We start from the raw sequence: 26,456 nt of genomic DNA, 5'->3' as shown, positions 1-26,456 counted from the left end.
GGGTACTCGCGTGCCATGACGTACTCCAACTGGCACAAGCGACTTGGCGCCCGGGACCAGGCGGTCTTCGACTTCGCCGCCACCAGACACTGGCCGGCCGCGGAGGCCGTGCTGCCGCGGCTGAGCCGGGCCGCCAACCACGGCGTGCTCTGGTTCACCGCGGCGGCCGCGCTGGGTGCGACGGGCTCGCCCCGTGCGCGCCGGGCCGCGGTGCGGGGGGTCGCCTCCCTCGCGCTGGCCTCCCTGACGGTCAACACCGTGGCGAAGCGCGCGGTGCGCCGTGACCGTCCGCTGCTCGACGCGGTGCCGCTGGTACGGCAGTTGAAGCGGCGCCCGATCACGACGTCGTTCCCCTCGGGTCACTCCGCGTCGGCCGCCGCCTTCGTGACGGGCGTGGCCCTGGAGTCACGGACCCTGGGTGCGCTGCTGGCCCCGGTGGGTTTCTCGGTCGCGGCGTCGCGCGTCTACACCGGGGTGCACTATCCGGGCGACGTGCTGGTGGGCGCGGCGCTGGGGGTGGGCGCGGCCTTCGCGGTGCGTGGACTCGTCCCGACGCGTACGCGGCTGCCGGCGCACGGCCTCCCGCACGCCGAGGCGCCGGCGCTCCCCGACGGCCGTGACGTGGTGGTCGTCATCAACCGGGCTTCCGGGAAGGCTCTTTCGAGGGTGGCCCTGATGCGCGACGCGCTGCCGCTCGCCGAGGTCGTCGAGTGCGAGCACGACGAGGTACCGGCGGCGTTGGAGAAGGCGGCGCGGCGCGGTCTCGTCCTGGGGGTGTGCGGCGGCGACGGGACCGTCGGCCGGGCCGCGGAGGTCGCGGCCCGCGTCGGAGTGCCGCTGGCCGTGTTCCCCGGCGGCGCTTCGAACCGCTTCGCCCGCGGCCTCGGCATCGAGGGGGTCCAGGACACCTGCCGGGCGCTGGTGTCGGGCGACGCGGTACGGATCGACCCGGCCGGCACGGACGGCGGCCCCCTCCTCGGCGCGTTCGGCCGGGGCGTCCTCGGCCGGGGTGCCCAACCGGAGCTGGTACGGATGCTGCGCGCGCGGTGGGCGCCGAACATGCTGCCCGGGGCGCTCACCGTCTACCGGCCTGCGGAGCGCGGCTAGGCCGTCTTCGTCCCGTCGGCCGGTGTTCCCGGCCGGGCGGGCAGCCGTGAGGGGCCGGAGCGGGCATGGTCGCCGCTCCGGCCCCTGTTCGGTGATGCGGTGATGCGGGCCCCCGGGATGGTCCGGGCCTCAGAAACCGTCCCTCGGGAGGAGCGGGCCGAGCGGGCCGAGGTCGATGTTGAGGTCTTCCGGGCGCAGCCCGAACTTCGACCTCAGCTCCCCCATCCGGTCCTCGAGGAGCATGAGCGTGAGCCCGATCCGCTCCTCCTGGTCCTCGGTGAGCGCTCCGGTCTCGACGCGGCGCAGGGCCTGCCGCTCCATGAGCTGCCGCAGCAGTTCGATGACGGTCAGGACCAGCCGGGCGAGGTCGCGCTCCACGGTGTCGGGTTCGAGATTCACCCGGCGTCGCGTACTGGAGTCGCCGTCCTCGGCCGCACTGCTGGCGCTGCTGCGGCTGCCGCTGTTGCGACTGCCGCTCGATTGCGCGTCCGCGCCGGCGTTCGTCCCCGCGTCCTCGGCGGCGTCTCCCGCGGCCTCCAGGGCGTCGAAGACGTCCGCGTTGATGATGTCCATCGCGTCCATTACAGGGGCTCCTCGAAATCCTCGAAGGGGGAGGGGACTTCGGAGCTGACCGAACTCACCAACGCGTTCAGGTCGATGCGGACCAGGTCCACATCGGCGATCCGCAGCGTCAGGTCGCCCGTGATGACGACGCCGCCGGCGAGCAGCCGGTCGAGCAGGTCCACGAGGGCGACCTCACGTTGCGCGAGGGCGTCTGCGCCGTCCCTCACAGTCCCTCCCGGCCTCGGTCGTCGCGCCTCACAGCTCCCCCTGGCCTTCGTCCGGTCCGCCGGCGAAGGAGTAGGGGGCCCAGGGGCCGGTCAGCTCCACGCGTACGCCGTCGTCGTCGGGTGTGTGTGCGCGCACCGCCGCCACGAACTGCTCGCTCTGTTCGCGCGGCACCAGGTAGGCGGCGTTGAGCACGTTCTCACCGGGCGCGCCGGAGAGCTGGCCGCTCTGAGGGCGGTGCAGCCGTCCGGCCTCGGCGCGTCCGCACAGTTCGGTGTGGAGGGCGCGCGAGAGGGTCCCCGCGCGACGCCAGGTGTCGTCGCGGGACTGGCGCTGGCCGAGCCGGCGGCGCAGATAGTCCCGGCCGCTGGACACCTTCGACTCCGGTTCCGGCGGCGGGAGTTGGGCGTGCGCGTACACCTTGACGCCCCATTCGACCCGGCCGTCGAGGCGTTCGATGGTGGGGACGAAGCGGGCGCGGCCGGAGTCGATCAGGCGCCGCACCCCGCTGTCGTCGCGGCAGACCGTGGCCAGCCGGAGCGGCACGGGGCAGGTGACCGAGGCGAGCGCGGCGATCACCGCCTGGTGGGCGCGTGCGGTCTCGGCGAGCCAGTCCAGGTCTTCGAGGTGGGAGCGGAGCGGTTCGGCGTCGAACTCGGCGGCCGGCACCCGGCTCACCGCGGCGCACAGGCCGTCGTGCTCGATGATGCGGGGCGGCTCGCCGTCGAGCCCGCGCACGCCGTCGGGGAGCACCCCGGAGAAGGGCGGCGTGACGGCGTACACGTAGAGCAGTTCATCGTCAGTCATCGTTCACCGCCCGCTGCCCCTCGCTCTCGACGGCCTCGGGCTCGGCGGCGCGCGCCGACTCCATCGCGGCTATGCGCGCCTTCAACTCGTCGTTCTCACGGGCGAGTTCGCGGCGCCGGGCGCCGGTGGAGAGGGCGGGATCGTCCTCCCACCAGTCGATGCCCATTTCCTTCGCCTTGTCGATCGAGGCGACGATGAGCCGCAGCTTGATCGTGAGCAGCTCGATGTCGAGGAGGTTGATGCGAATGTCCCCGGCGATGACGATCCCCTTGTCGAGGACGCGTTCGAGAATGTCGGCCAGGTTGGCGCCGCCGCCGTCGGACGAGTAGGAGTCCGGGAATCGTGCCGGGGTCGCCATCAGTTCCTCCCGAAATCGGATGCGGCGCGCGCGGGATGTTCAAGCCGGTCGAGGAGTTCGTCCTCGCGGCGGTCGAACTCTTCCTCGTCGATCTCGCCCTCCATCAATTGCCTTTCCAGTTGGGCGAGTTCGCGTCGCACGGTCGCCGGGTCGTAGTACTGCCGCTCTGCTTCCTCGGCGACCTGTCCGAGCACCCAGAAGGTGCCGCGGACAGGCGCCGCGGGAAGCAGCAGCAGCTCCTTCAGGAGGCCCACAGCCATTCACCCCGTGAAGCTGTAGGGGGGCAGCGGGCCGTGCACCTGGACGACCAGGTGGGGCGCCTGGGCGCGCAGGCCGTCCACGGTGGCGATGAACGCGTCGGCGTGGTCGCGCGGCACGAGGAAGGAGAGGTTGGCCAGCCAGCCGGTGGACTGCGGCCCGGGGCACTGCTCCTCGGCCGCGCCGCGCAGGGCCTGCTCCACCAGAGCGGCGTCCGTCGCCTCGCGCTGCTGCACGGCGGCGGCGATGCGCTCGCCGAGCCGCAGCTTGTCCTCGTACGAGCCGCCGCCGGCCTTCCGGTTGGCGTCGCTCAGGGCGCGCAACTCGGCATTGTCGGCGAGGACCTGGTGGAGGACGGCCTCTTCGTCGTGGGTCGCCTTCACGTTGTACTCGACCTTGCCGTCGAGCGCTTCGAGGCGCTCCAGGTAGCGCTGCTCGTGTTCGGCGAGCACGGCCCGTACGGCCTCGTCGTCGGTGGAGACCCCGCCGAACCGCATCGGCAGTACGGGGCCGGCCGCTCCGGCCTCGGCGAGGACGTTCTGGTGCGCGAGCAGGTCGCGGCGCTTGGGCTTGAGCTCCTCGGGAGCGTCGCTGACCAGTGCCACCAGCTCGCCCTGCTCCACCGTGCGGACGGGGCGCGGCGGGTTGCCGATGCCGCCCATCTGTTCCGGCAGCTTGCCGTGGCTGCGGCGGGCGATGCCGTAGACGTACGTGGTCATTCCTGCTCCTCCTTACGGCGCGTGGTGGTGCGCCGGGCCCGGGGCTTGGCCGGCTCTCGCTCGCCGTCGTCGCGCGCCTCCTTGAAGGCGTCGGAGATGGTCTGCGCGGCGCCCGAGAGCGCTCCCTTGGTCTTGCCGCGGGCGCCCGATTCGGTCATGTCGCCGACCAGGTCGGGGAGTCCGGGGTTGCGGTGCGGTCCCGCCTCCAGGTCGAGGCGGTTACAGGCCTCGGCGAACCGGAGGTAGGTGTCGACGCTGGCGACGACGACCCGTATGTCGATCTTCAGGATCTCGATGCCGACGAGGGAGACACGTACGAACGCGTCGATCACGAGTCCTCGGTCGAGCACGAGCTCCAGGACGTCGTAGAGGCCGCTGGAGCCGCCGCCGCCGCCGCTTTGCTGTGCCGGGACAACCGTCATGATGTCCGGCCCTCCTCACGTGTTGTCCTACGTGCTTCTGTCAGGTGGTGCATCAGGTGGTGCCTGTCGTTCTGGTGGGTGCGTCGGGTGGTGTCTTCGTCCTGTTGCCGTACGGCCGCGAGGTATTCCCTCGGCCGGCCGCCCGGCCGTTCACTTCCGGTCGGCCCGGCCGCGTTCGTACCTGTGCAGCCGCTGGTAGCCGGTGAGTTCGCCGCGCGCGTCGAGTTCGACCTCGTAGGAGGCGAGGAGGCTCATCGTGTCCGGGACCCGGGAGAGCTCCAGGACCTCGATCTTCAGGAGCCAGCCGTCGTCGGTGCGCTCGAAGGACGAGACCGATTCGGCGGCCATGCCGATGAGTTCGGAGAGCTGGGCGCGTGCGCCCCGCAGAACTTCCACCGCGCTCGGCAGGTTGTCGTCCTCACGGGACTTCGACGCTGTCTTCGCCGTCGTTCTCGATGCGGTCTTCGCTGTCGTCTTGGACGGGGTCTTCTCTGCGTTCTCGGATGTGTCAGCCATGTCACCTCGCGTTCTAGGCCTTTCGGGTAGCCGCGACGGAGCAGCTCAAACCCCCTGTGAGCGGTTCCGCCCGTACTGGTGTGCCGGGAAGGGCGGCGCTGCCCGCGGCGCCGCGCGTCAGCGGTCGCCGTCGCGGGGCGCCCCGAGCGGACTGTGCGCGGCGTCGGGGGCGACCGGCGGGACGGGCGGCACGACCGGTGCGCCGGGGGGCACCCCGGGCTCCATGGGCGGGGCGACCCGGTCCGGCGGCGCGCTCCGGCCGGCGCGGGCGCTCCGGCTCAGCAGGACGGCGGCGCCGAGCAGCAGGACGGCGACGATCAGCGCGGCCGCCCAGTAGGGCAGGGCGAGGCCGAGCACCAGGAGCAGGAACGCGGTCAGCGCGGCCCCTCCGTAGAGCCCGGCCGCGCCGGCTCCGGCGTACATCCGCGCGGCGTGGCGCTGGTTCTTCGTCTGTTCGCGCAGCTCGTCCCTGATCGCGTCCCGGACGACCTGGGAAAGCTGCTCCGGCAGGTGCGGCAGGTTCGTTTCCATGGCGGCCGAGTACCCCGGGTCCCCGACGCCAGTCGCGTGGGCCCACCTGCGACGTGTCCACATCTCAAGACGCGTATCTCATTATCTGGCCGCTCCTTCTAAAGTGGGCTCAGGAGCAGGGCAGTTCGGCGAAAGGGAGTCAGCCATGTCACAGGAGACGCCTCGGGCGGCGCGGAGCGAGAGCGCGGTCTACACGCACGGCCACCACGCGTCCGTACTGCGGTCCCACACCTGGCGCACGGCCGCCAACTCGGCGGCGTACCTCATCGGCGAGCTGAAGCCGCACATGCGGATCCTGGACATCGGCTGCGGGCCCGGCACCATCTCCGCCGACCTGGCCGCACTGGTGCCGGACGGACACGTGACGGCGGTCGACCGGGCGCCGGGCATCGTGGAGCGGGCCCGGGAGTACGCGGCGGGGCGCGGCCAGGAGAACATGTCGTTCGCGGTGGCGGACGTCCACGCGCTGGACTTCCCCGACGACACGTTCTGCGTCGTCCACGCCCATCAGGTGCTGCAGCACGTGGGTGACCCGGTGCAGGCGCTGCGCGAGATGCGCCGGGTCACCAGGCCGGGCGGGATCATCGCGGTGCGCGACAGCGACTACGGTGCCTTCACCTGGTACCCCGAGTCACCCGTCCTGGACGGATGGCTGGAGCTGTACCACCGGGTGGCGCGCGCCAACGGCGGCGAGCCGGACGCGGGCCGGCGGCTCAAGTCCTGGGCGCTGGAAGCCGGTTGTACCGACATCAAGGCGTCCGCGAGCACGTGGTGCTTCGCCACCGAGGAGGAGCGGGCGTGGTGGAGCGGACTGTGGGCGGAGCGTACGGTCGCCTCCTCGTACGCGGAGCTGGCGGTCGACGGCGGACACGCCACGGCGCCGGAGCTGACCGCGATCTCCGAGGCGTGGCGCGCCTGGGGTGTCGAGGACGACGCGTGGTTCATGGTGCCGCACGGCGAGATCCTCTGCCGGGTGTGAGGGGCGCGGGGCCGGCGGGCGCGCGGGAGGCCGGTGCCGATCCGGGATGAGCGGCTCCGGATCGAGCGGCACCGGGGCGGGCGGTCCCGGTTCCGGCTGCTCCGGGGCGGGCCGCCCCCGTGCTCCCGGGGAGGCGCACCGTGACGAGGAGGCCGCCGGTCGGGCGAGGGGCCAGGTCGAGCGTGCCGTCGTGGGCGCGGACGATGCTGTGCACGATCGCGAGGCCGAGCCCGACGCCGGCGTGCTCGTCGGTGCGTACGCGTTCCGCGCCCCGCTGGAAGGGCTCGACGAGGGTCGGCACCAGCTCCCGCGGGAGCGGCGGGCCGGTGTTCTCGACCGTCACCACGCTGCTGTCGCCGAGCACGCCGGTGCGCACCGTCACGGTGCCGTCGGCCGGAACGTTGTGGACGACCGCGTTCTGAACGAGATTGGTCATCATCCGCAGCAGGAGCTCGGCCGAGCCGTCGGCCGGCGCGGGCGCTCCGGTGACGTCGAGGGTGATGCCGCGCCGTTCGGCGAGCGGGAGCAGGGTCTCGGCGGCCTCCTCGGCGACGAGGGAGAGGTCGACGCTCTCGCGGGCGACATTGCCGCGCTCGCTGCGGCTGAGCAGCAGGAGCGCCTCGGTGAGGTCGATCGCGCGGGTGTTGACGGTCCGCAGGCGCGCGAGGAGTTCGCCGTGGTCGCCCGTGGGGTCCCGGCCGGCGACGTCGAGCAGCGTCCGCGAGATGGCGAGCGGGGTGCGCAGCTCGTGGGAGGCGTTCGCGGCGAACCTCCGCTGCTCGGCGACGTGTGACTCCACCTGGTCGAGCATGGTGTCGAAGGCGTCGGCCAGTTCGCGGAACTCGTCCTGGCGTCCCTCCATCCGCACCCGGTGGGACAGCGACCCGTCGCCCGCCCTCCGGGCCGCGTCGGTGATCCGGGTGAGCGGCGCGAGCATCCGGCCGGCCAGGAACCATCCGCCGACGAGCCCGAACACGAGCAGGAAGAACATCGCGACGGCCGCGGCGGGCGCGAACGTGCGCACCAGGAGGTAGCGGTTGGGCGCGATGCCGAGGAGGCCCCGGGAGTTGTCGGGCACGTACCGCAGCAGGAACACCCAGACCACGGCCAGCAGCAGGGCGCCGGCCACGGCGAGGAATCCGGCGTAGCTGAGGGTGAGCCGCAGCCGGGCGCTGAGACCGGCGCGCCTAGGCACGGGGGCCGCCGGGCCGGACGCCGTGGATGCCGTTGCCGTCGATGCCGGTGTCAGTGTCGGTGTCGGTGTCAGTGTCAGTGTCAGTGTCAGTGTCAGTGTCAGTGTCAGTGTCAGTGTCGGTACGAGTACCGGTACCGGTGTCGATGCGGTAGCCGACGCCGGGGACGGTGGCGATGATCCCCGGTTCGCCGAGCCGTTTGCGCAGGGCGGAGACGGTGATGCGGACGGCGTTGGTGAAGGGGTCGGCGTTCTCGTCCCAGGCCCGTTCCAGGAGTTCCTCGGAGCTGACGACCCCGCCCTCGGCGGCGATGAGGACGTCGAGCACGGCGAACTGTTTGCGGGTGAGCGCCACGTAGCGGCCGTCGCGGAAGACCTCCCGGCGGAACGGGTCGATGCGCAGCCCCGCGAGTTCGCGGACCGGGGGCCGGGCGTAGGCGCGTCTGCGGTCGAGCGCCCGCAGCCGCATGACGAGTTCTCGCAGCTCGAACGGTTTGGTCAGGTAGTCGTCGGCTCCCAGCTCGAAGCCGGACACCTTGTCGTCGATGCGGTCGGCGGCGGTGAGCATGAGGATCGGGATGCCGCTGCCGGAGGCGACGATGCGGCGGGCGACCTCGTCGCCGGAGGGGCCGGGGATGTCGCGGTCGAGGACCGCGAGGTCGTAGGAGTGGACGCCGAGCATGTCCAGGGCGCGGTGGCCGTCTCCGGCGATGTCGGCGGCGATCGCTTCGAGCCGGAGGCCGTCACGGACGGCTTCGGCCAGGTAGGGCTCGTCCTCCACGATCAGTACGCGCATGCCCGAAGGGTAGACAGCACGACATATCGCCGGTGTATGCGGCCCGCGCGCCCCGGTTCAGGCCGTGGGCGCCGGTGCGGGGCGGGGCCGGCCGGGTGCCGCCGGCGCGGTCGTGCGCCACCAGCGGCGGGAGGCCAGCGCGGCCAGGACTGCGCCGGTGGCGTTGACCAGCACGTCGTCCACGGAGGAGACCCGGTCGAGCCGCAGTACGTACTGAGCGGTCTCGACGAGGACCGAGCAGGCCGCCCCGAGCGCGAGGACCCGCGGGGCGGACGCGAGGGCCTCGAACCGTATGGGCGCGAAGAAGCCGAGCGCCGCGAAGACCAGCAGATTGCCGACGGTTCCCAGCGGCCCCATCGTGACCAGGTCCCGCAGCGGGACGAGGCTCACCCGGCCGGGGACAACGCCGGCTCCGGCGCCCGGCATCATCGTCAGCCAGAGGAACGGCACCGTCCCGTGGACCATGCCCACCTCGGCCAGCGACATCCGCCACGCCGGAAGGCCGCCGCGTGCGGGCCGCAGGCGCGCCAGGACCCACGCGACGAGCACGGCGAGCGGCAGCGTGACCAGGGTCATGAGCACCACCCCGTTGAACGTGTCGTAGCAGCCGTGCCACCGGCCTGCCATGCACCGCGGGGCCGACATCAGGAGCATCCGCCGCATGAGGAACAGGCCACCCGCGAGGGCGAGGACCACGAGCGCGGCGAGGACCATCGTGCGCGGGCGGCGGAGCGGGGCCGGCAGGGGCGCCGGGGCCGGTGGCGCGTGCTCGAGCCCCGGTGCGGACGGGGAAGCGTCGTGGTTCATGCCGCCATTGGAGACGGCGGGCGGTTGCAGAGGCGTATGCCCTTTTCGATACGCCCGCGATACACCTGCCTCGGCCGCCCGGCGGTGGGGGTGCAAGCCCGCTCGTCCGGCCCTCGGGACGGCCGCGCCCGCACCACACCCGGCGATGGCCTGCCGCGGGCGATCTCGTCCAACTAGGCTTCGGCGCATGGAGATTCTCGGGACCACGCTGCGCATCTGCGTCGACGACCTGGAGAGCGCGATCGTCTTCTACGAGCGCGTCACCGGCAGTCAGGCGCTCCGCTTCGACCGTGGGGGCGTGTCCGTCGCCGCCGTGGGGGCCTTCCTGCTGATGAGCGGGCCGGAGGCGGAGCTCGATGTGCTGCGCAAGGTGGCGGCGACCGTCGCCGTCAAGGACGTCGACGAGGCGCACGCCACCCTCACCGGCGCGGGCGCCCGTGTCGTCGCGGGACCGGTCGCCACACCCGTGGGCCGCAATCTGATCGCCGTCCACCCCGACGGATCGGTCTTCGAGTACGTCGACCGCAAGCCGGCGTACTGACCGTTCCCACGTGCGTGCTCAGCCCGCCTGCTCGGAGTGGTCCCGTGCGACTACTCCTCGGGCCGCATGCGGTACTGGTAGCGGTCCGGCAGCGGGTCGTCGGTGAGGCGGGCCCACACCTCGTTCAGGGTCTCGGCGCCCTCGCGCAGGTCCGCGACCTCGAAGCCCGCGTCGAAGAGGGCGCGCGCGGCGGCCGGGTCGCCCTCCGCGAGCAGGAGTTGGGCCTCGATGAGGCGGAAGCGCCCGCGCTCGCGCACGGCGGGACGGAGCCGGGCCCATATCGCGCGGGCGTCGGCGGGGCGGCCCGCGGCGAGGAGGGCTTCCATCGCCTCGCGGCCGAGCGCGGCGTCGGCCGCCGTCCACGCCTCGCCGTCCCTGCGTTCCTGGCAGAAGTCGTCGTACGCCTCGGTGTAGCGGTCGGCGGCGCGGCTCGCGTGTCCGGAGAGCTGGTCGGCGACGGCGAGGCAGCGCAGGAGCGGCCAGCGCGACGGGGCGAGCGGCAGGCCGCGCTCCCAGCTCCGCACCGCCTGGGCACGGTCGCCCGCATGCCACTGGGCGATGCCGAGGTGGTACTCGGTGAGCGGGTCGGCGGGCGCCGTCTCCAGCATGTCGCGCCAGTGCGGGGCGACGAGGGTGGCGCCGGGCGGGGCCACCTTGCGCGGCTCGGGGAACACGCCGCTGCGCATCAACTCCAGCCAGGGCTGCTGTTCTTGAGTGAGCGTCAGGTCGGGGAACGGGGTGCCGGGGAGTTTCACTCCGGTCCGCAGGGCTTCGAGGGCGCCCCACCCCGAGCCGGCGGCGAGGCGCTCGCCGGGCTCGGCGTCGGCGAAGGGGCGCCAGGCGGCGTAGGCCGCGTCCACCGTGGTGCGGGGCAGGGTCCGTTCGAGGCGGTCCTCGGCCTCGGCGCGGGCGGACGCCCAGTCGGGGCCGTGCACGAGCGCCGCGTCGGTCTCCAGCGGTCCGTACGCTTCGAGCCAGGCGAACTCGGCGCCCGGGTCGAGCGGCACGTGCTCCAGCTGGGTGCGGGCCAGGCCCGCCTGGATTTCGGCGTATCCGACGGTGCCGGGCTCGGTCAGCCACTCCTGCCAGCGGCGCCCGCCCCGGCCCGAGCCCCACAGGAAGAGCTTGCGGCCGCGCAGGGTGTCGGTGGAGGTCTGGACGAGGCCGCGCCCGCCCTCGTCCAACGAGGCGACCCAGCGTCGGGCGCCGTCGGGGACCTCGTAGAAGTAGTCGGCGGGGTGTTCGCTGCGCAGCGGGTACGTGCGGTCCACGCCGTCCCAGGTGGGCACGGGCACCCGGCGCAGGGTGCGCTCGTATCCGAAGTGCCAGGCCTCGTCGGCGGGGGCGATCACGCGGGTGCGCTCGCCCTCCTCGACGGCGATGTTGGACCACCAGTAGACCGGAGCTGTCCGCTCGTGCGGGTTGCGGATGCGCACGCCCACGTAGAGGAAGTCGGAGTCGTCGGGAAGCCAGAGGTCGACCTGGAAGGGCAGGTCGCGCAGCCGCTCCCACTCCCACAGGCGGACCATCTGCCCGCCGTCCGGCGCCGGCACGAGGGCTGCGTGCAGTGGGGCGCAGGACAGGGTGGTGTGGCCCGTGGCGCCGATGTTCCACTCGATGCCGCCGGAGAACCAGGCGCCGTTGAGCGCGAAGTCGGCGGGCTGGAACACCGGGTTGGTGTAGAGCAGTTCGCGGCCGGTGGGCTTGTGGAACAGGGAGTGCACGCGGCCGCCGAGGCCGGGCAGCACGGTGGCGCGCAGCCGGTCGTTCTCGATCACGATGGTGTCGAGGTCGACCGTGGACCGCCGGCGCCCGTAGCCGTCGAGGACCCGCACCGGCAGCAGGGTCTCCAGCGGCTCGTACCCGACCTGGCGCGCCATGTCGCGGGGCAGCCCCTCGCGCGCCCGGTCGTCGAGGCGGTGCAGTTCGTCGCGCGGACGCAGCGCGGGCAGGGGGTTCGCCTCGCCCAACGGGGCACCGGGCAGGGTCAGTACGGCACGTCGCACGGTCGTGGCCAAGGCAACCTCACTCCCTCGTACGGGGCTCCGGCAGCTCTTTCGGCCGACCCCCGATGACCATGGAACACCGCCCCACTGACAACGGCCAGGGGCACCCCGGGTCAGGATTGCGCAAAGGCCGACGGAGGCGGGGGCGTGAGCCGGGGGCGCGCCGCGGCCCGGGGCGCGGTTCGGGGCCGGTGCGCGCCGGGGGCCCGGGGGCCGGGCGGCGTATATCGATCGACACGTTCCGCTCGGTGAGCGACGATCGACCCGCAACGGACGGGCAGTACGGAAGGACAGCGGGAACATGAGCGAGCAGCACACCTACCGGGTCATCGTGCGCGGCGTGTGGGACGGCCTGAGCGAGGACTCGCGGGCGCGGCTGCTGGCCGAGGCCGACGACCACGGGCTGACCGCGATGACGTTCACGCCGGAGGGCTCGCTCGCCTACGACCGCGTCCTGAAGCACTTCTCGTGGCGCTTCACCGTGGTCTCCGACGCCTCGGACGGCGACGAGATGGCCGCCGCGATCGCCGAGGACCGGGCCGAGTCCCGGCTGTCGGCGCTCGGCCACGGTTTCCGGGACCTGCGGTCCACCGTGACCGACCTCGACACCATGAAGATCAACTACAAGCACGGCCGCGGCTGAGCGCCTCCGTCATCTCCCGCGTCACGGCCCAGCGTTCGTGGTCGCGCCACGCGCCGTCGATGTAGAGGAAGTCCGGCGAGTAGCCCTCCAGGCGGAAGCCGGCGCGGCGGGCCAGGTTGATGGAGCCCTCGTTGCGGGGCTGGATGTTCGCTTCGAGGCGGTGCAGGCCGAGCCGGGTGAAGGCGTGGTGGACGACCAGCGTCAGGCCCTCGCTCATCAGGCCGCGGCCGGCCGCCGGGGCGAACGCGCCGTAGCCGAGCGTGCCGCTCTGGAAGGCGCCCTCCACCACGTTGTTGATGTTGATGAACCCGGCGATGCGGCCGTCGGCCCGCTCGCACACCAGATAGCCGTGCTTGGTCGGGTCGTCGAGGAGGCGGTCCACGTAGCTCGCGTACGCGTCGGGGTCGGCGGGCGGGAAGAGCCAGGGGGCGTGCAGGGGGCGGCTGGCCGCGGCGAGGGCGGTGAACTCCTCGGCGTCCTGGCGGGTGAAGGTGCGTATGCCCACGCGGGGGCCCTCGGCGAGGAAACCGGACTCTGTTCGCATCGGGTCAGGTTACTGATCGAACGGGGCGGGGACGCCGCGGTCTACCGGCAGGTCTCGGTCTTCAGGAGCACGCCGATACTCACCCGGGTGTGGTCGGTGAGCGGGGCGCCCGCCGCCGGGCTCTGCCGGCACACCTTCCAGTTGAACGGCCAGAGCACACTGCGGTGTTCGCCGCCGATGTCCTCGACGTCGAGCTTCGTCCTGGCGTCCAGGGTGTTGTAGACCTGCAGCAGGCCCTTCCCCACGAACCCCGGCATGCGCTGCGGCGATGCCGCCTCGTCGGCCAGCGCGGTGCCGGCCGACAGAGCCGTCGCCAGGGCGAGGCCCGCCGTCACCGTGACCGTGCGCCGCCGCGTCCGTACGGTCCTCACCGGTTCCGCCTGCGCAGGAAGTAACCGCAGCACAGCCCCACCACGAACACCGCGAGCAGCGCCAGATAGAGCGGCATGGTGACCTCGGGGATCAGCAGCCGGATCTTGACGCGGCGGGTGTTCTCGAAGATGAAGACGAGCGCCAGGACGGCGAGGACCAGGACAGCGATCCTGGCCGGTGTGACGACGCCGCCCGCCCTGCCCTGCGTACTGCTCGACTCGCCCTTGGGGCTCATGGGCCGCCCTTCCGCTCGTGGTGCCGCAGCTCCGTTGCGCCCAGCGTGACGGATGCGCCGCGCCGGGGTGCGGTGGAGCGAGCCGTACGGGTGAGCCGACGGCCCCAGCGGGCCACGCGCGGCTTCGCGATCCGCCCGCCGACCGTGGGGCCGCCTTGTCAGACAAGTGGGGCGCGGGCATGCTGGCCCTCGATACGCCGAAGCCGGCGCGTCGGAGCCGGAACGTCGAGGGGTGGAGCCATGGCAGGCAGCGGGCAGCGGCGCAGGCCGGTCGTGGCGCTGTACGAGCGGATCGCGGACGCGGTCCGCGACGGCACCTATCCCCCGGGCTCCACCCTGCCCTCGGAGCCGAAGCTCGCCGGCGAACTCGGCGTGAGCCGCCCCGCCCTGCGCGAGGCGCTGCTCCTGCTCCAGGAGGACGGGCTGCTCTCGGTACGCCGCGGGGTGGGCCGCACCGTCAACGACCGGCCGCCCCGGCGCGGCTTCGAGCAGGTGCAGCCGCTGGACGACCTGCTCGGCCCGGTACGGGTGCGGGCCCTGTTGCGCAGCCGCGAGGAGCCCACCGACTTCACCGCCCAGCATCTGCTCGCGCCCGCCGGGTCCGAGCTGCGTTTCTGGGAGTCGTTGCTGGTCGGGGCCGATCTCGCGGTCGCGCTCAGCCATGAGTGGGCGGCGCCCGAAGACGTCCTGGAACGGCTGCACCCCGCGTTTGCGGAAGCGCTCGGCGCCGAGCCCGCCGCTTCGATGCTGAGCGTCCTCGGCGACGCGTCGCGCGGCGTCGCGCTGACCGCGCACAGCGGGGTGAGCGCCACGCTGCTCGGGCGGCGCAGGGGCGAACAGCTCGACCGCCCCGCGGACACCCCGGCCGTGCTGATCACCCAGGTCGTACGGGTCGACGGCACCCCGGTCATGGCCGCCAAGCACATGCTGCCGTCGGGCGCCCCCGCGCTCGCGATCCTCCAGTCGAACTAGGGTCCGGGGCGGGCGCCGGCCGGGTACGGGCGTGAGCACCGGTCCGGCACGGGCGTGGGCGGGCCTGCGGCACGCTGTACACTCCCGCCTCATGCACTTGTCAGACAACCTTGCCGCCGCCGCTCCGGCCGCCCCCGCCGAGTGGATCCGCCGCGCTCCGAAGGCCGTCCTCCACGACCACCTCGACGGCGGTCTGCGGCCCGCCACCATCGTCGAGCTGGCCCGCGCCTGCGGCTACACCGCGCTGCCGACGCAGGACCCGGCCGAGCTCGCGCTCTGGTTCCGTGACGCCGCGGACTCCGGCTCCCTGGAGCGCTACCTGGAGACCTTCGCCCACACCTGCGCCGTGATGCAGACCCGCGAGGCGCTGCACCGCATCGCGGCCGAGTGCGCGGAGGACCTGGCGGCCGACGGTGTCGTGTACGCGGAGGTGCGGTACGCGCCCGAGCAGCACCTGGAGGGCGGCCTGAGCCTCGACGAGGTCGTGGACGCCGTGAACGAGGGTCTGCGCGAGGGCGAGCGCCGCACCGGCGGGAAGATCACCGTGCGGGCGCTGCTCACCGGCATGCGGCACACCCGGCGCTCCCTGGAGATAGCCGAGCTGACCGTCGCGCACCGCGACCGCGGCGTGGCGGGCTTCGACATCGCGGGCGGCGAGATCGGCAACCCGCCGGCCGAGCACCTGCCCGCCTTCCAGCACCTCAAGCGCGCCAACTGTCACATCACCATCCACGCCGGTGAGGCCGTGGGCGTCGAGTCCGTGCACGAGGCGGTCCAGGTGTGCGGCGCCGAGCGCATCGGGCACGGTGTGCGGATCACCGACGACATCGCCGCCGACGGCACGCTCGGCCACCTCGCCGCGTACGTCCGCGACAACCGGATCGCGCTGGAGGTCTGCCCGACCTCCAACCTCCAGACGGGCGCGGCCCTCTCGTACGAGAAGCACCCGATCGACGAGCTGCGCCGGCTCGGCTTCACGGTGACGCTGAACACCGACAACCGTCTCGTGTCCGGCACGACGATGAGCGAGGAGTTCCAGCACATGGCGGACGCCTTCGGCTACGGCCCGGAGGTCTTCGAGGAGTTCACCGTGGCCGCGGTCGAGGCGGCGTTCCTGCCGCTGCCGGAGCGCCGTCGCATCATCGACGAGATCGTGCGCCCCGGCTACGCGGAGATCGGTTCCGCATCTCGTTGATCAGTTCAACCCTCCGTTGACGATGGGAAGTTGGAGCGTCCCCGTGTCGCCGGGGGCGCTCACGACGGTCACCGGCTTGATGCCCTTGTTGCCGAGGTAGGCGTCGTCGCTCGCGGCGATCGCGAACTCGATGCGGTGCCCGGCCTCGTAGCGGTGGGCGATGCCGGGCAGGGCGACGGTGAACGGCTTGGTGACGTCGGGCACGCGTACCGGGGCGACCAGGCGGCGCACCAGCGTCTTGGTGCCGTCGGGCGCCACGTCGTAGAGCTTGGCGAACAGGACGAGCTTGTCGGCGGCGTCCTGGGAGTTCTGCGTCTTCCTCGCGGCGGGCGAGGAGACCTTGAGCGTGGCCTTCGCCGAGCCGACCACGTCGACGGGCGCCGTCAGCGGGTCGGTGTCCCAGCCGAGGTACGTGCCCGGCGTGTCGTACGGCGCCGGGTCGGGCAGACCGATCGTTCCGGCGAGCGAGCTCTCCGAATGGCTCGTCGGGACAAGGGCGTTGGTGTACGTACGGCTGCCGCGCGCCACCTTCGCACGGTTGTCGACGAGCTTGCCGTCGCCCGAGAGGTACACCTTCCGACTGAGCGGCGGGACCTTCGACGCCTCGCCGTAGCCGCTCTGCCAGTCGCGGTAGTACGCGAAGGCGGGCCCGGTGTCGGTGTGCTTCTGCTCGCGCAGATAGCGGTCGAACCACGACAGGATGCGCTGCCCGGTGTAGCTGGTCTCCAGGTTGCCCTTGCCCAGGTCGAGTTCACCGGGCGCCTGGCCCCCGCTGTGGCCCCAGGACTGCCAGATCATCTTGGTGGTGGTGCCGTTCTCCTTCAGCGTGTTGTACGTGGCCGTGGCCTCGTTGAGGTTGAACAGGCTGTCGGTCTGGCCCTGGATGAGCAGGGTGGGGGCCTCCACGCGGTCGAGGTAGGTCACCGGGGAGACGCTGCGGGCGTAGCGCAGCATCTCGGCGGTGGGGGCCGCGGGGTAGCTGCCCGAGTTGAGCAGGCCGATGGTCTTGCACGCGTCGGGCGCGAAGTGCACACAGCCGAGCGTGCCCCAGCGCGACGGGTCGAGGTTGGGCAGCGTGATCGGCTGGCTCTCCCCTATGAGGTAGAAGCCGTTGGTCCACTGCCACTTGAAGGCGCCGGGCACCTTGCGGTCGGCGGCGTTGTTGGGGTCGAGCGCGTACGACAGGTCGTTCCAGGTGATCATCGGGACGAGTGCGTCGACGCGGTGGTCGACGGCGGCCGTCGCCATCTGGATGGCTCCGCCGTAGGAGCCGCCGATCATGCCGACGCGCGGGTCGCCGGGGCGGTCCTTGGTGACGAAGTCGATGCGGGTCCCGTCGTCCGCGGCGCGGGTCCCGGCGAGGAAGTCGATGAGACGTGAGGCGGCGCGGCCGTCGATGCCGGGGGCGTCCAGGGAGATGAGGCACCCCGACTTGCCGAAGCCGAGGCCCGAGTAGGCGAGGGTGACGTAGCCGCGCTCGGCGAACGCCTTGGCCGTGCCGGCCGTCGAGCCGTCCGCCTTGTTGCCGCCGAAGCCGTTGGTGGTGAGCACGGCGGGCGCGGGATGCCGCTTGTCGACGCCGGCCGGACGGTAGAGGTCGGCGTCGACGGCACACGTCCGGTCACCCGCGCGGACCGTGAACTTCAGTGCCGTGACGGTGACTTGTCCGTCCGTGGCACCCTGCGCGGCGGCGGGCGCCGCCGCGAGCAGCGGTACGGCGAGCACCGCGCCGAGGGCGGCCGCCAGCGGCTTGCGGGTTCTGGGCACGGTAGGGCGACGGATCACGGTGTCCTCCACGGCGAGCGGGCCTACCGATCGGTAGGCCCGGCGCCCTCATGCTGTGACACGGCCAAGATTCGCGTCAACGCCCGCGACACAAGCTTCTTGGCCGGTACGGGAGTTCGCCCGGAGCGGGGGGAGCAGGGGAACCCGCACCGGCCGCCCACGGGAGGCGGTGGTCAGGCGAGCGCGGGCGTCTCCAGGGTGAGCGTGCCCTGCTCCGCGTCCAGGACCGCGGGCACCCCCAGCGGCATGGTGAGGGCGTTCTCGCAGTGTCCGAAGCCGAGGTTCTCGACGACGGGCACACCGAGCCGGCCGAGGCGTTCGGCCAGCACCGGGCGCACCCTCTCCTCGTACGGTCCGCACTCCTGCCACGAGCCGAGCGCGATGCCGGTGACGCCCTCCAGCCGTCCCGCGCGCAGGAGTTGGGTCAGGGCGCGGTCCAGGCGGTAGTCCTCCTCGCCGATGTCTTCGAGCAGGAGCAGACCGCCCGCGGACGATGCTCGGGCGTGCGGGGTGGCCAGCTCCGCGGTGAGCAGCGAGAGGCAGCCGCCGAAGGTGACACCGTGCGAGCGGCCGGGTGCCAGGGCGCGGGCCCCCGGCCGGCCGAGCGTCATCGCGGCCTCCGGCTCGAACAGCGTGGTGCGCAGGGATTCCTGCGCGGCGGGGTCGGCGACGAAGGAGAGCGCGGACGTCATGGGGCCGTACAGGGTGGACAGGCCCAGGCGGACGGCGAACGCCTCGTGCAGGGCGGTCGTGTCGCTGTAGCCGATGAGCACCTTGGGGCCGGCCGCCCGCAGCGCCTCCCAGTCGAGGAGGTCGGTCATGCGCTGGGCCCCGTACCCGCCGCGGGCGCACATCACGGCGTCGACGGCGGGGTCGCACCAGGCGTCCTGGAAGTCGCGGGCACGCTTCTCGTCCTCGCTGGCGAGGTACCGGAACCGCGGGTGCCGTTCGGTCACTTGGGGGGTGGCGACCGGGTCGAGGCCCCAGTCGCGCAGGATGCCGAGGCCGGCCCGCAGCCGGTCCTCGACGACGGGGCCGCTGGGCGCGGTGACGGCGATCCTGGCGCCGGGGCCCAGCCGGGGCGGCCGGGTCAGCGCGGTGACGCTCACTTGGTGAGCTCCAGGAGGGGAATGTCGGTGCGGTCGATGGCGAACACCTGGGCGTACAGCGAGAATTCGGCCTCCAGGGCGCGGATCATGGTGTCCGCGCGGCGGAAGCCGTGGCCTTCGCCCTCGAAGGTGAGGTAGGCGTGCGGGATGCCGCGGCCGGCCATCTTCTCCAGGAACTCCTCGCACTGCACGGGCGGGCAGATCGCGTCGTCGAGGCCCTGGAGCAGCAGGAACGGGGCGGTCACGCGGTCGGCCTGCCCACCGGGCGAGCGTTCGCGGTAGCGGCCGGGCAGTTCGGCGTAGGGGCCGACCAGGCTCTCCAGGTACTGCGATTCGAAGTCGTGGGTGACGCCGAGCCAGCTCGTGAGGTCGAGGACGGGGTAGCTGATGGCGCCGCAGGCGTACACGTCGGTGGTGGCGAGGGAGGCCGCCGTGGTCCAGCCGCCCGCGCTGCCGCCGCGGATCGCGATGCGGCGGGGGTCGGCGGTGCCCTCGTCGGCCAGGGCGCGGGCGACGGCGGCACAGTCCTCCACGTCGACGATGCCCCACTGCCCGCGCAGCCGGTTGCGGTAGGCGCGCCCGTAGCCGGTGGAGCCGCCGTAGTCGACCTTGACGACGCCGATGCCGCGCGAGGTGAAGTACGCGGTCTCCATGTCGAGGACGAGCCGCACATTGCTGGTGGGGCCGCCGTGTACCCAGACCACATAGGGCGGGAGTTCGCCGGCGGGGGCGGTGTGGTCGGGGTTGTGCGGCGGGTACACGTGGGCGTGGACGTCCCGGCCGTCGGGTCCGGTGAAGGTGCGGATCAGCGGCTCGGGGTAGTAGGCGGGGTCGACGCGGTCGGTGTGACCGCAGCCGATCGCGCGGGCCCGGCCGGTGGCGGTGTCGAGCTCGACGAGTTCGGCGCCGCTGCGGGGGCTCGCCGCCACACCGATGACACGGCTGCCGTGCGCGGCGAGCGTCGCGCCCCACTGGGTCCAGGGGCCGGCGGTGTCCACGAGTTCGCCGCTGCGCGGGTCGAGTATGCCCAGCGTGGTGGCGCCCTTGCCGTGCACGACGGCGATCAGGCCGCTGTCCAGGGGCTGGAACCAGCGGCGCCCGACCTGCCACAGCGGTCCCGCGAACTCCTCCTCGCGCGGGCACAGCGCGGTCGTCCGCCCCGTCTCGGGGTCGCCCCGGTAGAGGTTCCACCAGCCGTCGCGGTCGGAGGTGAACAGGAGCCTTCCTTCGGCGTCCCACTCGGCCTGTGCGACGGACTCCTCGACGCCTCCCGCGACGGTACGCGCCGCGTGCAGCGAGCCGTCGTCGGCGACGTCGGCGAGGACCAGCTCGGTGCCGTCCCACGGCATTCGCGGGTGGTCCCAGGCGATCCAGGCGGCGCGCCGGCCGTCCGGTGAGAGCGCGGGCCCGGTGACGAAGCGGTGCCGTCCGTCGCTCAACTCCCTTACGGATGCGCGGTGTTCGGCGGCCGAACCGTCCAGCGGCACGGCCACGATCAGACGGCGTACGTCGGTGGGGGCGTCGCCGGTGAACTCCTCGACGACGCACCGCACCTCGCCGCGCTCCAGATCGATCCGGGGATCGACCCAGCGCAGCCCCTGGCCGACCGGGGAGAGCGGGGTGAGCGGGCGCGGCGCCCCGGCGGTGTCCGGCTCGTAGGCGTAGAGCCGCTGGTCGGCGAAGTGGACGAAGACGACGAGGGGGCCCCGCCCGGCACGGGCGGCGCCGTGCCAGGGCGCCCCGCCGTACTCCATGACCCGGCTGCGCACGTTCCACGGCTGGGGCAGCACCATCTGTGCCTCGCCGTCGGGGCGGCGGCGCACGAGGACGCTCCGGCCGCCCTCGGCGGGGCGCTCCTCCGTCCACCACAGGTCGTCGCCGACCATCGCCACGTAGTCGGGGTATCCGTCGTGGGCGACCGCGACGTCCGCGCCGATCGGCGACGGCCAGCTTCCGTAAGCCCCGGTGGGCACCATCGTTGCAACTCTCCCTATGCGGACCGCAGATAGTGGTCGAGGACGCGGACGCCGAAGTGCAGGGCGTCCACGGGCACCCGTTCGTCGACGCCGTGGAACAGCGCCTGGTAGTCGAGGCTGGCCGGCATCCGCAGCGGCGCGAAGCCGTAGCCGGTGATGCCGAGGCGCGAGAACTGCTTGGCGTCGGTGCCGCCCGACATGCAGTACGGCACGACGTGCCCCTCGGGCGCGAACCGCTCGATGGCGGCCCGCAGTTTGCGGTACGTCGGCGAGTCGGCCGGGGCCTGGAGCGATACACCGGAGTGGTAGAAGTCCCAGTCGACGTCGGGGCCGGTCAACTCGTCCATGGTGGTGCGGAAGGCGGCCTCGCCGCCCGGTACGGTGCGTCCGTCGACGTAGCCGGTGGCGAGCCCCGGGATCACGTTGACCTTGTAACCGGCTGCCAGCATCGTCGGGTTGGCGCTGTTGCGGAGCACCGGCTCGACCAGGGAGGCCGCGGGGCCGAGCTTGCCGATGAGTTCGTCGGCGTCGAAGTCGTCGGCGTCCGGGTCGGCGTCGATGCCGTGCAGCGCGGCGAGTTCGAGGATGCTCGCGCGGACCGTCGGAGTGATGCGGACCGGCCACTCGTAGGCGTCGATGCGGGCGATGGCGGCGGCGAGGCGGCTCACCGCGTTGGCGCGGTTCACCTTCGAGCCGTGGCCGGCGCGGCCCCGCGCGGTGAGCCGCAGCCAGGCGGTGCCGCGCTCCCCCGCCCCGATCGGGTAGAGCTCCATGCCGGGCCCGGCATGGAAGGTGACGCCGCCCGATTCGCTGATGCCTTCGGTGCATCCTTCGAACAGCTCGGGGTGGTCGTCGGTGAGGAAGGACGCTCCGTCGACGGCGCTGTCCTCCTCGTCGGCGGTGAAGGCCAGGACGATGTCCCGGCGGGGCCGCACGCCGTGCCGGGCCCAGGCCCGTACGACCGAGAGGACCATCGCGTCCATGTTCTTCATGTCGACCGCGCCGCGCCCCCAGACCACCCCGTCGCGGACCTCGCCGGAGAAGGGGTGCACGCTCCAGTCGGCGGCCTCGGCGGGCACCACGTCGAGGTGGCCGTGGACGAGGAGGGCGTCGGCCGTCGGGTCACTGCCCTCGATCCGGGCGACCACGTTGGTACGCCCCTCGGTGCGCTCCAGCATGCGGGGTTCGAGGCCGGCCGCGGCGAGCCGTTCCGCCACGTACTCGGCGGCCGGGCGCTCCCGGCAGTCGCCGCCGCCGCGGTTGCTGGTGTCGATGCGGATCAGCCCCGAGGTGAAGGCCACCACCTCGTCGAGCGCCACCTGGTCGACGGTCTCCACCTCAGCCATACTGCTCCTCCACCGCGGACGAGACGATCGTGGTGACCGCCTTGAACGTGCGGATTCCCTCATACATCGTCAAACTGGTGTAGGAAACGCGCCGTTCACCCGTACGCACCACGCCGGGCACCACGGTGGCCGCGTCGGAGAGGTGCTCGGCGTCGAACTCGATCTCCACGGTGAACGGGCCCCCCTCGACCGGCGCCGTGCGACGGGCGAGCGGTGTGGCCGCTCTGGCCGCCGCCCGGATGTCGCCCGCGGTACGGGTGGGGGTGCGGCACACCGCCGCGTAGCGCGAGACGTGGTCCTTGACGGCGACCTTGTGGGCGTCCGGCGCGTAGCCCTCGGCGTCCGCGCAGGTCAGGTCGTCGCCGGTGACCAGCACGACGGGTACCCCGTACTCGGCGACGACATGGGCGTTGAGCAGCCCCTCGCTCGCGCGGGCGCCGTTGAGCCACACCCCGGTGATGGAGTTGGCGAGGTAGGTGTGGGCGAGCACCCCCGCCGTGCCGGCGCCCGTGTGGTAGCCGACGAAGGCGATGCCGTCGACGTCGCCGTGCTGGATCCCCTCGACCATGGACAGCGACTTGTGCTTGCCGGTGAGCATCTGGGCCCGCTCGTCGAGCCGCTCCAGAAGCAGGTTGCGCATGGACCAGTGCGCCTCGTTGATGAGCACCTCGTCGGCGCCCCCGTCGAAGAAACCGAGCACCGCCGCGTTGACGTCGGAGGTGAACATCGCCCGGCAGCGCTCCCACTGGGGCGTGCCCGGCAGCACATCGGCCGGCCAGGTGACTCCGGTGGCGCCTTCCATGTCGGCGCTGATGAGGATCTTCATGCCGACCCACCGTACCCGCCGGGTCATACCCGGGCCAGGGGCCGCACCGCCACCACAGGTACACACCAGTGGCAGCGGTCACGGAGGTGTGTGCGAGCGGCCCTCCCGTGCCCCGCGGAACACGGTGTGGGCTCCCCACATGTCTCACTGAACCACGGCTGCTGCAGGCCGAGTTGGCGCCCGGCAGCGGCCCCGGCAGCCGGAGCGAACGCGCCGTGGATACTGGCGGCATGCGTATCGACTTCGATCCCGCCGTCATGTCCGGCAACGAGTTCTACCGGCTGCTCACCGCGACCGTGGTGCCGCGCCCCATCGCCTGGGTGTCCACCGTGGCGCCCGACGGGATCCCCAACCTCGCACCCCACTCCTTCTTCACCATCGCCTCCGTCGAGCCGCCCGTCGTCCAGTTCACGTCGGTGGGGCGCAAGGACTCGCTCCGCAACGTCGAGGCGACGGGCCAGTTCGTGGTCAACCTGGCTCCCGAGCCGCTCATGGAGCAGGTCAACGCCACGGCGACGTCGTTCCCTCCGGGTGTGAGCGAGTTCGAGCAGGCGGGCCTCGCCACCGAGCCGAGCCTGCGCGTGAAGCCGCCGCGGGTGGCCCTGTCACCGGTCGCCCTGGAGTGCGAGGTGCACAGCACGGTCGGCATCGGCGACTCGACCGTCGTCTTCGGCCGGGTCGTGCACGCGGTGGTCTCCGACGAGGTGATGGTCGACGGCCACCCGGACATCCGCCGCCTGCTCCCGCTCGCCCGGCTCGGCAAGGACGAGTGGGGAGCGGTCAGCTCCGTACACGAACTCGGCCGGGTGCCGTACGTGGGGCCCGAGGGCGGCGCCTGAGATCTCCCCGGCCCGGGGCTTCGGGGGCCGGCGCGCCCCGGACCCCGCGCGCGCCGAGGACACACATGTCCTGGAGGGGTTCGACGTGCGGAGCCCACAGGTGCGGACCACCCTGGAGCCATGGGTACATCAAGGGCACTCGGGGCGCGGCCTCTGCTGCGGAACGGCGCGGGCCGGGCCCGCAAGGCGGGCGTCGCGGCGCGCTGGGCGGGCCGCGTCTGGAACGCCGGGCGGCGCGCCGGCCGCTGGGAGGAGCGCGCACGGCGGCTCGGGCGTCGCGTAGGACGGCGCTAGCGCGGCGTGTCTGCCCGCGCCCGAACCCGAGTCCACGGGGCGGGCGGGGTGACGTCCGCCGGGGGGGCGCTCTTCCCGGTGTGAGGGACCGGCGCCCCGTCTAGCGGCCCGCGGCCGGTACCGCCTCCAGTTGGTCCAGGCGCCGCCGCACCGCCTCCAGTGCACCGGGGTGCCGGCCGGGGACCCGGGTGCGCAGCGCGATGAGGTCCGGAGCGAGTGACCGGGCGCGTTCAGGGTCGCTGAGCTGCTCCCACTGGTGGTGCGCACGGTCCACCGCCGCCTGCACATCCGCGTCGTCGGTGGTCTGACGGCGGGCGAGCCGGGCCTGCGCGCAGGCCAGCCACAACTCGCAGGACCGGGCCGGCTCCCGGGCCAGCCGGGCCAGGTCGGCGCGGACCTCCATCCAGTGGAGCGCCTGGGGCGACGAGGGGCCGTGGGTCCGCATCGCCTCGCTCTCCCACACCGCCGCCATCGACGCCGCTTCCCCGTGCCGCCCCGCGCGGGCGGCGGCCAGGATCGCCGGATGCGGATCGGCCACCCCGCCGGCCGTGGGCGGCGCGGCCGGCGGTGCGGGCGGGGTCCGGACGGGGCCGGTCTGCGCTCGGGACAGCGGCACGGACGGAAGGGGCGGGGCCGTGGCCGCGGGGGCTCCGGCGGGCGGCGGGGGTTGGTGCGCGGGGGCTCCGGCGGGCGGCGGGGGTTGGTGCGCGGGGGCTCCGGCGGGCGGCGGGGGTTGGTGCGCGGGGGCTCCGGCGGCCGGGGCCTCCCCGCTCAGGAGGAGCACGTCGCCGGGGCCCGCCCGGTCCGCCGCGTACGCGTGGAGCTCGGCGAGCGGTGGCCGGGCGCCGCCGCGCCACACCTGAGCGTACGCCTTCACGTAGTCGGGCGAGGCGACCGTACGGCGCGGGGCGGGCGGGGCGACCCTGCCGTAGAGCCGGACGCCGGGGCCGAGGGCGAGGCCCTCCTGCCTCAGCCGCTCCCACGCCGCGGGGTCGGCGATCAGGTCGACGATCACCGTGGTCGTGCCCGGGGCGCGCACCTGCAGCTCGTGGACCAGCCAGTCCCAGGGGAACGCGGTGTAGCGCAGGCTCGCCGGTGTGGTGCGGGCGAGCGCCAGATGGACCTGGTTGTGGCGGGCGTCGACGTGCAGCTGGCCCGCCAGGTACACGGAGAGCGGGCCGGGTGTGGCGGCCACGGCGCGGATCCTGGTCAGCACGGTCTGCGGATCGACCGGGTCGGCGAGTTCCACGACGCTGGCCGCGTCGGTACCGGTCAGCACGCCGGGCGGCACCGCGGCCAGACCCGGCAGCGCCGACGCCGCGTCGATGAGACGACCCTTGTTCGCCGGGGCGGCCGCCAACAGCAGCGCCGTACCCGGTTCCTGCCCCTTGATCAGCACACGAGCACCGTATCGGGTCCGCCCCGCATGTTGTCCCGCTGTCGGCCCAACTCCTGCACGGGGGACGGCAATTGCGAAGTACGGGATACTCATGTGTAAAACGCCGAAAGTGGTTCAATTCACCGCACGCACCCCTGCGGGCGTCCCTCAGCACGCTGGTTGGTTACGGTGAACTCCGCTCCCGCCCCTCCATCGCCAGGATCGTCATGCCGACCAGCTCCCTCTCGACCGTTCCCTACATCACCGCGCAGGACGGCGTACCTGCCCAACTCCTGGACGTGTACCGCCCGGAGGGTGCCCCATCGCCCTCCCCCGCCGTGCTGCTCTGGCACGGCTCCGGCCCGGACACACGGTTCGAGGTCGCGACCCTCGCTCGGGAGACGGCCGGGTTCGGCGTGACGGTGTTCGTACCCGACTGGCGTCCGGACGCCCTCGACGGCGGGCGCGCTCATCTCCTGGCCTCGCTGCGGTACGTACACGAGAACGCGGCCTCGTTCGGCGCCGACCCGGGGCACCTCGTCGTGGCGGGCTGGTCGATGGGCGCGGGCGCCGCGATCGGAACGGCGCTGCGCCCCGACCTCACCGGCGGCGTGCTCCCGAAGGTGGTCGTCGGCATCGCCGGGCTGTACGGACGGCCGGCCCGCAGTACGGGGTCCGTGCCGCTGGAGGACCTGGCGCGGGACGCCGCCCCCTCGCAGAACCGGGCCTCGGCGCCCGCGGCGGGCGTGCCGGTCGTCCTGGTGCACGGCACGGCGGACGCCGTCATCGAGAGCGGGCACTCCCGTGCGTTCCACGCGGCGCTGGTCGAGCGGGGCGGCGCGGTGAGCCTGCACGAATCGGCGACGGATCACGCCGGCGTCGTCATGAGCGCGTACGATCCCGCGCTCGGGACGTGCGTCCCCGCGACCGAGCCGGGGGCCCTGCGGGCCGGGCGGGACACGGCCCGGCTCATCGCGCGGGCGGCCCTGGCCTGACCTGTGCCGTGCGGCGCGCTTCGGAGCGAGACAGTTAGGGGCGCGGGGAACTACGCGGGAAGCGGGCACGGTCCGCGCCCGAAGGCCGGTCAGGCCTACCGATGCCGCCCGGCACGGGC

The 26,456-nt window shown here is 73.1% G+C and carries 29 protein-coding genes and 1 pseudogene; 8 read left to right on the top strand and 22 right to left on the bottom strand.

What is annotated here, in order from left to right; translation table 11 throughout:
• Positions 1–15: 15 nt before the first annotated feature.
• Positions 16–1,062 (top strand): annotated as a pseudogene (locus OOJ98_RS25230) (bifunctional phosphatase PAP2/diacylglycerol kinase family protein); the annotation flags it as partial.
• Between the two features lie 174 nt (positions 1,063–1,236).
• On the opposite strand, the gene OOJ98_RS25225 reads toward OOJ98_RS25230, so the two are convergent.
• The 9 genes from OOJ98_RS25225 to OOJ98_RS25185 form a co-directional block, all read right to left on the bottom strand.
• Positions 1,237–1,506: a gas vesicle protein K gene (locus OOJ98_RS25225; RefSeq protein WP_267058231.1), complete on the bottom strand. Its 270-nt coding sequence runs from the start codon at positions 1,504–1,506 to the stop codon at positions 1,237–1,239.
• 182 nt (positions 1,507–1,688) lie between these two features.
• Positions 1,689–1,898: a gas vesicle protein gene (locus OOJ98_RS25220; RefSeq protein ID WP_267057311.1), complete on the bottom strand. Its 210-nt coding sequence runs from the start codon at positions 1,896–1,898 to the stop codon at positions 1,689–1,691.
• Positions 1,899–1,926: 28 nt separating this feature from the next.
• Positions 1,927–2,703 (bottom strand): GvpL/GvpF family gas vesicle protein, encoded by a 777-nt coding sequence (locus OOJ98_RS25215; protein WP_267057310.1) that lies wholly within the window; start codon positions 2,701–2,703, stop codon positions 1,927–1,929.
• Positions 2,696–3,061 carry a gas vesicle protein gene (locus tag OOJ98_RS25210; protein WP_267057309.1) on the bottom strand — a complete coding sequence of 122 codons (366 nt, stop codon included), beginning with the start codon at positions 3,059–3,061 and terminating at the stop codon, positions 2,696–2,698. The genes OOJ98_RS25215 and OOJ98_RS25210 overlap by 8 nt, the downstream gene beginning before the upstream one ends.
• Positions 3,061–3,315, bottom strand: a complete 255-nt coding sequence (locus tag OOJ98_RS25205; RefSeq protein WP_267057308.1) for a gas vesicle protein GvpG — start codon at positions 3,313–3,315, stop codon at positions 3,061–3,063. Before OOJ98_RS25205 ends, OOJ98_RS25210 begins: the two co-directional genes overlap by 1 nt.
• A 6-nt stretch (positions 3,316–3,321) precedes the next feature.
• Positions 3,322–4,038, bottom strand: a complete 717-nt coding sequence (locus tag OOJ98_RS25200; protein ID WP_267057306.1) for a GvpL/GvpF family gas vesicle protein — start codon at positions 4,036–4,038, stop codon at positions 3,322–3,324.
• Positions 4,035–4,460, bottom strand: coding sequence for a gas vesicle structural protein GvpA (locus OOJ98_RS25195; protein ID WP_267057304.1), 426 nt, complete (start codon positions 4,458–4,460; stop codon positions 4,035–4,037). The genes OOJ98_RS25200 and OOJ98_RS25195 overlap by 4 nt, the downstream gene beginning before the upstream one ends.
• A 150-nt stretch (positions 4,461–4,610) precedes the next feature.
• On the bottom strand, positions 4,611–4,976 hold the full coding sequence (locus OOJ98_RS25190) for a gas vesicle protein (RefSeq protein WP_267057303.1): 366 nt from the start codon (positions 4,974–4,976) through the stop codon (positions 4,611–4,613).
• A gap of 117 nt (positions 4,977–5,093) precedes the next feature.
• On the bottom strand, positions 5,094–5,507 hold the full coding sequence (locus OOJ98_RS25185) for a phage holin family protein (RefSeq protein WP_267057302.1): 414 nt from the start codon (positions 5,505–5,507) through the stop codon (positions 5,094–5,096).
• Positions 5,508–5,652: 145 nt separating this feature from the next.
• Here OOJ98_RS25185 and OOJ98_RS25180 point away from each other — a divergent pair, with 145 nt between their 5' ends.
• Complete coding sequence (locus OOJ98_RS25180; RefSeq protein WP_267057301.1) at positions 5,653–6,486, top strand: methyltransferase domain-containing protein; 834 nt, start codon at positions 5,653–5,655, stop codon at positions 6,484–6,486.
• On the opposite strand, the gene OOJ98_RS25175 is transcribed toward OOJ98_RS25180, so the two are convergent.
• Genes OOJ98_RS25175 through OOJ98_RS25165 form a run of 3 tightly spaced genes read right to left on the bottom strand, consistent with a single transcriptional unit; the run spans position 6,449 to position 9,188 of the window.
• Complete coding sequence (locus OOJ98_RS25175; RefSeq protein WP_267057300.1) at positions 6,449–7,681, bottom strand: HAMP domain-containing sensor histidine kinase; 1,233 nt, start codon at positions 7,679–7,681, stop codon at positions 6,449–6,451. The genes OOJ98_RS25180 and OOJ98_RS25175 overlap by 38 nt on opposite strands.
• Complete coding sequence (locus tag OOJ98_RS25170; RefSeq protein WP_267057299.1) at positions 7,674–8,474, bottom strand: response regulator transcription factor; 801 nt, start codon at positions 8,472–8,474, stop codon at positions 7,674–7,676. Before OOJ98_RS25170 ends, OOJ98_RS25175 begins: the two co-directional genes overlap by 8 nt.
• 57 nt (positions 8,475–8,531) lie before the next feature.
• Complete coding sequence (locus OOJ98_RS25165; RefSeq protein WP_267058230.1) at positions 8,532–9,188, bottom strand: VanZ family protein; 657 nt, start codon at positions 9,186–9,188, stop codon at positions 8,532–8,534.
• A gap of 280 nt (positions 9,189–9,468) precedes the next feature.
• Between OOJ98_RS25165 and OOJ98_RS25160 the strand changes: the two genes are divergently transcribed.
• Positions 9,469–9,822, top strand: a complete 354-nt coding sequence (locus tag OOJ98_RS25160) for a VOC family protein (RefSeq protein WP_267057298.1) — start codon at positions 9,469–9,471, stop codon at positions 9,820–9,822.
• Between the two features lie 50 nt (positions 9,823–9,872).
• Here OOJ98_RS25160 and OOJ98_RS25155 read toward each other — a convergent pair whose 3' ends face one another.
• Entirely contained in the window at positions 9,873–11,840 is a 1,968-nt protein-coding gene (locus OOJ98_RS25155; RefSeq protein WP_267057297.1) for a DUF5107 domain-containing protein, read from the bottom strand.
• 289 nt (positions 11,841–12,129) lie between these two features.
• Here OOJ98_RS25155 and OOJ98_RS25150 point away from each other — a divergent pair, with 289 nt between their 5' ends.
• Positions 12,130–12,471 (top strand): DUF6204 family protein, encoded by a 342-nt coding sequence (locus OOJ98_RS25150; protein WP_267057296.1) that lies wholly within the window; start codon positions 12,130–12,132, stop codon positions 12,469–12,471.
• On the opposite strand, the gene OOJ98_RS25145 is transcribed toward OOJ98_RS25150, so the two are convergent.
• From OOJ98_RS25145 to OOJ98_RS25135, 3 genes are read right to left on the bottom strand one after another with little or no spacing between them, the layout of a single operon-like run.
• Complete coding sequence (locus OOJ98_RS25145; RefSeq protein WP_267057295.1) at positions 12,446–13,015, bottom strand: GNAT family N-acetyltransferase; 570 nt, start codon at positions 13,013–13,015, stop codon at positions 12,446–12,448. The two genes, OOJ98_RS25150 and OOJ98_RS25145, sit on opposite strands and share 26 nt — an antisense overlap.
• Before the next feature lie 41 nt (positions 13,016–13,056).
• Positions 13,057–13,386 (bottom strand): hypothetical protein, encoded by a 330-nt coding sequence (locus tag OOJ98_RS25140; RefSeq protein WP_267057294.1) that lies wholly within the window; start codon positions 13,384–13,386, stop codon positions 13,057–13,059.
• The gene (locus tag OOJ98_RS25135) at positions 13,383–13,622 is read right to left on the bottom strand and encodes a LapA family protein (RefSeq protein ID WP_267057293.1); all 240 of its coding nucleotides are present in this window, start codon (positions 13,620–13,622) and stop codon (positions 13,383–13,385) included. The genes OOJ98_RS25140 and OOJ98_RS25135 overlap by 4 nt, the downstream gene beginning before the upstream one ends.
• 240 nt (positions 13,623–13,862) lie before the next feature.
• Between OOJ98_RS25135 and OOJ98_RS25130 the strand changes: the two genes are divergently transcribed.
• Together OOJ98_RS25130 and OOJ98_RS25125 are read left to right on the top strand one after the other, a co-directional pair.
• Positions 13,863–14,594, top strand: coding sequence for a GntR family transcriptional regulator (locus OOJ98_RS25130; RefSeq protein WP_267057292.1), 732 nt, complete (start codon positions 13,863–13,865; stop codon positions 14,592–14,594).
• A 91-nt stretch (positions 14,595–14,685) separates the two neighbouring features.
• Positions 14,686–15,789: an adenosine deaminase gene (locus OOJ98_RS25125; RefSeq protein ID WP_267057291.1), complete on the top strand. Its 1,104-nt coding sequence runs from the start codon at positions 14,686–14,688 to the stop codon at positions 15,787–15,789.
• Here OOJ98_RS25125 and OOJ98_RS25120 read toward each other — a convergent pair whose 3' ends face one another.
• The 5 genes from OOJ98_RS25120 to OOJ98_RS25100 form a co-directional block, all read right to left on the bottom strand.
• A complete protein-coding gene (locus OOJ98_RS25120; protein ID WP_267057290.1) occupies positions 15,790–17,574 on the bottom strand; it encodes a CocE/NonD family hydrolase in 1,785 nt (594 codons plus the stop codon). It lies immediately after the preceding gene.
• Between the two features lie 173 nt (positions 17,575–17,747).
• Entirely contained in the window at positions 17,748–18,683 is a 936-nt protein-coding gene (locus OOJ98_RS25115; protein ID WP_267057289.1) for an LD-carboxypeptidase, read from the bottom strand.
• Entirely contained in the window at positions 18,680–20,659 is a 1,980-nt protein-coding gene (locus OOJ98_RS25110) for a prolyl oligopeptidase family serine peptidase (protein ID WP_267057288.1), read from the bottom strand. The genes OOJ98_RS25115 and OOJ98_RS25110 overlap by 4 nt, the downstream gene beginning before the upstream one ends.
• Positions 20,660–20,673: 14 nt before the next feature.
• Positions 20,674–22,005, bottom strand: a complete 1,332-nt coding sequence (locus OOJ98_RS25105; protein ID WP_267057287.1) for a M20/M25/M40 family metallo-hydrolase — start codon at positions 22,003–22,005, stop codon at positions 20,674–20,676.
• On the bottom strand, positions 21,998–22,831 hold the full coding sequence (locus OOJ98_RS25100; protein ID WP_267057286.1) for a M55 family metallopeptidase: 834 nt from the start codon (positions 22,829–22,831) through the stop codon (positions 21,998–22,000). The genes OOJ98_RS25105 and OOJ98_RS25100 overlap by 8 nt, the downstream gene beginning before the upstream one ends.
• 230 nt (positions 22,832–23,061) lie before the next feature.
• Here OOJ98_RS25100 and OOJ98_RS25095 point away from each other — a divergent pair, with 230 nt between their 5' ends.
• Complete coding sequence (locus tag OOJ98_RS25095) at positions 23,062–23,670, top strand: flavin reductase family protein (protein ID WP_267057285.1); 609 nt, start codon at positions 23,062–23,064, stop codon at positions 23,668–23,670.
• 394 nt (positions 23,671–24,064) lie between these two features.
• Here the strand turns inward: OOJ98_RS25095 and OOJ98_RS25090 are convergent, their stop codons facing one another.
• Positions 24,065–25,363 carry a hypothetical protein gene (locus OOJ98_RS25090; RefSeq protein ID WP_267057284.1) on the bottom strand — a complete coding sequence of 433 codons (1,299 nt, stop codon included), beginning with the start codon at positions 25,361–25,363 and terminating at the stop codon, positions 24,065–24,067.
• Between the two features lie 206 nt (positions 25,364–25,569).
• On the opposite strand from OOJ98_RS25090, the gene OOJ98_RS25085 reads away from it, so the two are divergent.
• Positions 25,570–26,337: an alpha/beta hydrolase gene (locus OOJ98_RS25085; RefSeq protein ID WP_267057283.1), complete on the top strand. Its 768-nt coding sequence runs from the start codon at positions 25,570–25,572 to the stop codon at positions 26,335–26,337.
• The last annotated feature ends 119 nt before the right edge of the window (positions 26,338–26,456 follow it).

Origin of the sequence: Streptomyces sp. NBC_00083 (assembly GCF_026343295.1) — a bacterium.
GTDB lineage: Bacteria > Actinomycetota > Actinomycetes > Streptomycetales > Streptomycetaceae > Streptomyces.
This window is presented reverse-complemented; position numbering and strand designations above follow the sequence as displayed.

Coding starts and splice junctions, on each gene's coding strand:
- OOJ98_RS25180 (WP_267057301.1), top strand. CDS start 5,653: ATGTCACAGGAGACGCCTCGGGCGGCGCGGAGCGAGAGCGCGGTCTAC.
- OOJ98_RS25130 (WP_267057292.1), top strand. CDS start 13,863: ATGGCAGGCAGCGGGCAGCGGCGCAGGCCGGTCGTGGCGCTGTACGAG.
- OOJ98_RS25105 (WP_267057287.1), bottom strand. CDS start 22,005: ATGGCTGAGGTGGAGACCGTCGACCAGGTGGCGCTCGACGAGGTGGTG.
- OOJ98_RS25125 (WP_267057291.1), top strand. CDS start 14,686: ATGCACTTGTCAGACAACCTTGCCGCCGCCGCTCCGGCCGCCCCCGCC.
- OOJ98_RS25200 (WP_267057306.1), bottom strand. CDS start 4,038: ATGACCACGTACGTCTACGGCATCGCCCGCCGCAGCCACGGCAAGCTG.
- OOJ98_RS25170 (WP_267057299.1), bottom strand. CDS start 8,474: ATGCGCGTACTGATCGTGGAGGACGAGCCCTACCTGGCCGAAGCCGTC.
- OOJ98_RS25095 (WP_267057285.1), top strand. CDS start 23,062: ATGCGTATCGACTTCGATCCCGCCGTCATGTCCGGCAACGAGTTCTAC.
- OOJ98_RS25145 (WP_267057295.1), bottom strand. CDS start 13,015: ATGCGAACAGAGTCCGGTTTCCTCGCCGAGGGCCCCCGCGTGGGCATA.
- OOJ98_RS25165 (WP_267058230.1), bottom strand. CDS start 9,188: ATGGTCCTCGCCGCGCTCGTGGTCCTCGCCCTCGCGGGTGGCCTGTTC.
- OOJ98_RS25185 (WP_267057302.1), bottom strand. CDS start 5,507: ATGGAAACGAACCTGCCGCACCTGCCGGAGCAGCTTTCCCAGGTCGTC.
- OOJ98_RS25110 (WP_267057288.1), bottom strand. CDS start 20,659: ATGGTGCCCACCGGGGCTTACGGAAGCTGGCCGTCGCCGATCGGCGCG.
- OOJ98_RS25085 (WP_267057283.1), top strand. CDS start 25,570: ATGCCGACCAGCTCCCTCTCGACCGTTCCCTACATCACCGCGCAGGAC.
- OOJ98_RS25190 (WP_267057303.1), bottom strand. CDS start 4,976: ATGGCTGACACATCCGAGAACGCAGAGAAGACCCCGTCCAAGACGACA.
- OOJ98_RS25160 (WP_267057298.1), top strand. CDS start 9,469: ATGGAGATTCTCGGGACCACGCTGCGCATCTGCGTCGACGACCTGGAG.
- OOJ98_RS25210 (WP_267057309.1), bottom strand. CDS start 3,061: ATGGCGACCCCGGCACGATTCCCGGACTCCTACTCGTCCGACGGCGGC.
- OOJ98_RS25195 (WP_267057304.1), bottom strand. CDS start 4,460: ATGACGGTTGTCCCGGCACAGCAAAGCGGCGGCGGCGGCGGCTCCAGC.
- OOJ98_RS25150 (WP_267057296.1), top strand. CDS start 12,130: ATGAGCGAGCAGCACACCTACCGGGTCATCGTGCGCGGCGTGTGGGAC.
- OOJ98_RS25100 (WP_267057286.1), bottom strand. CDS start 22,831: ATGAAGATCCTCATCAGCGCCGACATGGAAGGCGCCACCGGAGTCACC.
- OOJ98_RS25215 (WP_267057310.1), bottom strand. CDS start 2,703: ATGACTGACGATGAACTGCTCTACGTGTACGCCGTCACGCCGCCCTTC.
- OOJ98_RS25135 (WP_267057293.1), bottom strand. CDS start 13,622: ATGAGCCCCAAGGGCGAGTCGAGCAGTACGCAGGGCAGGGCGGGCGGC.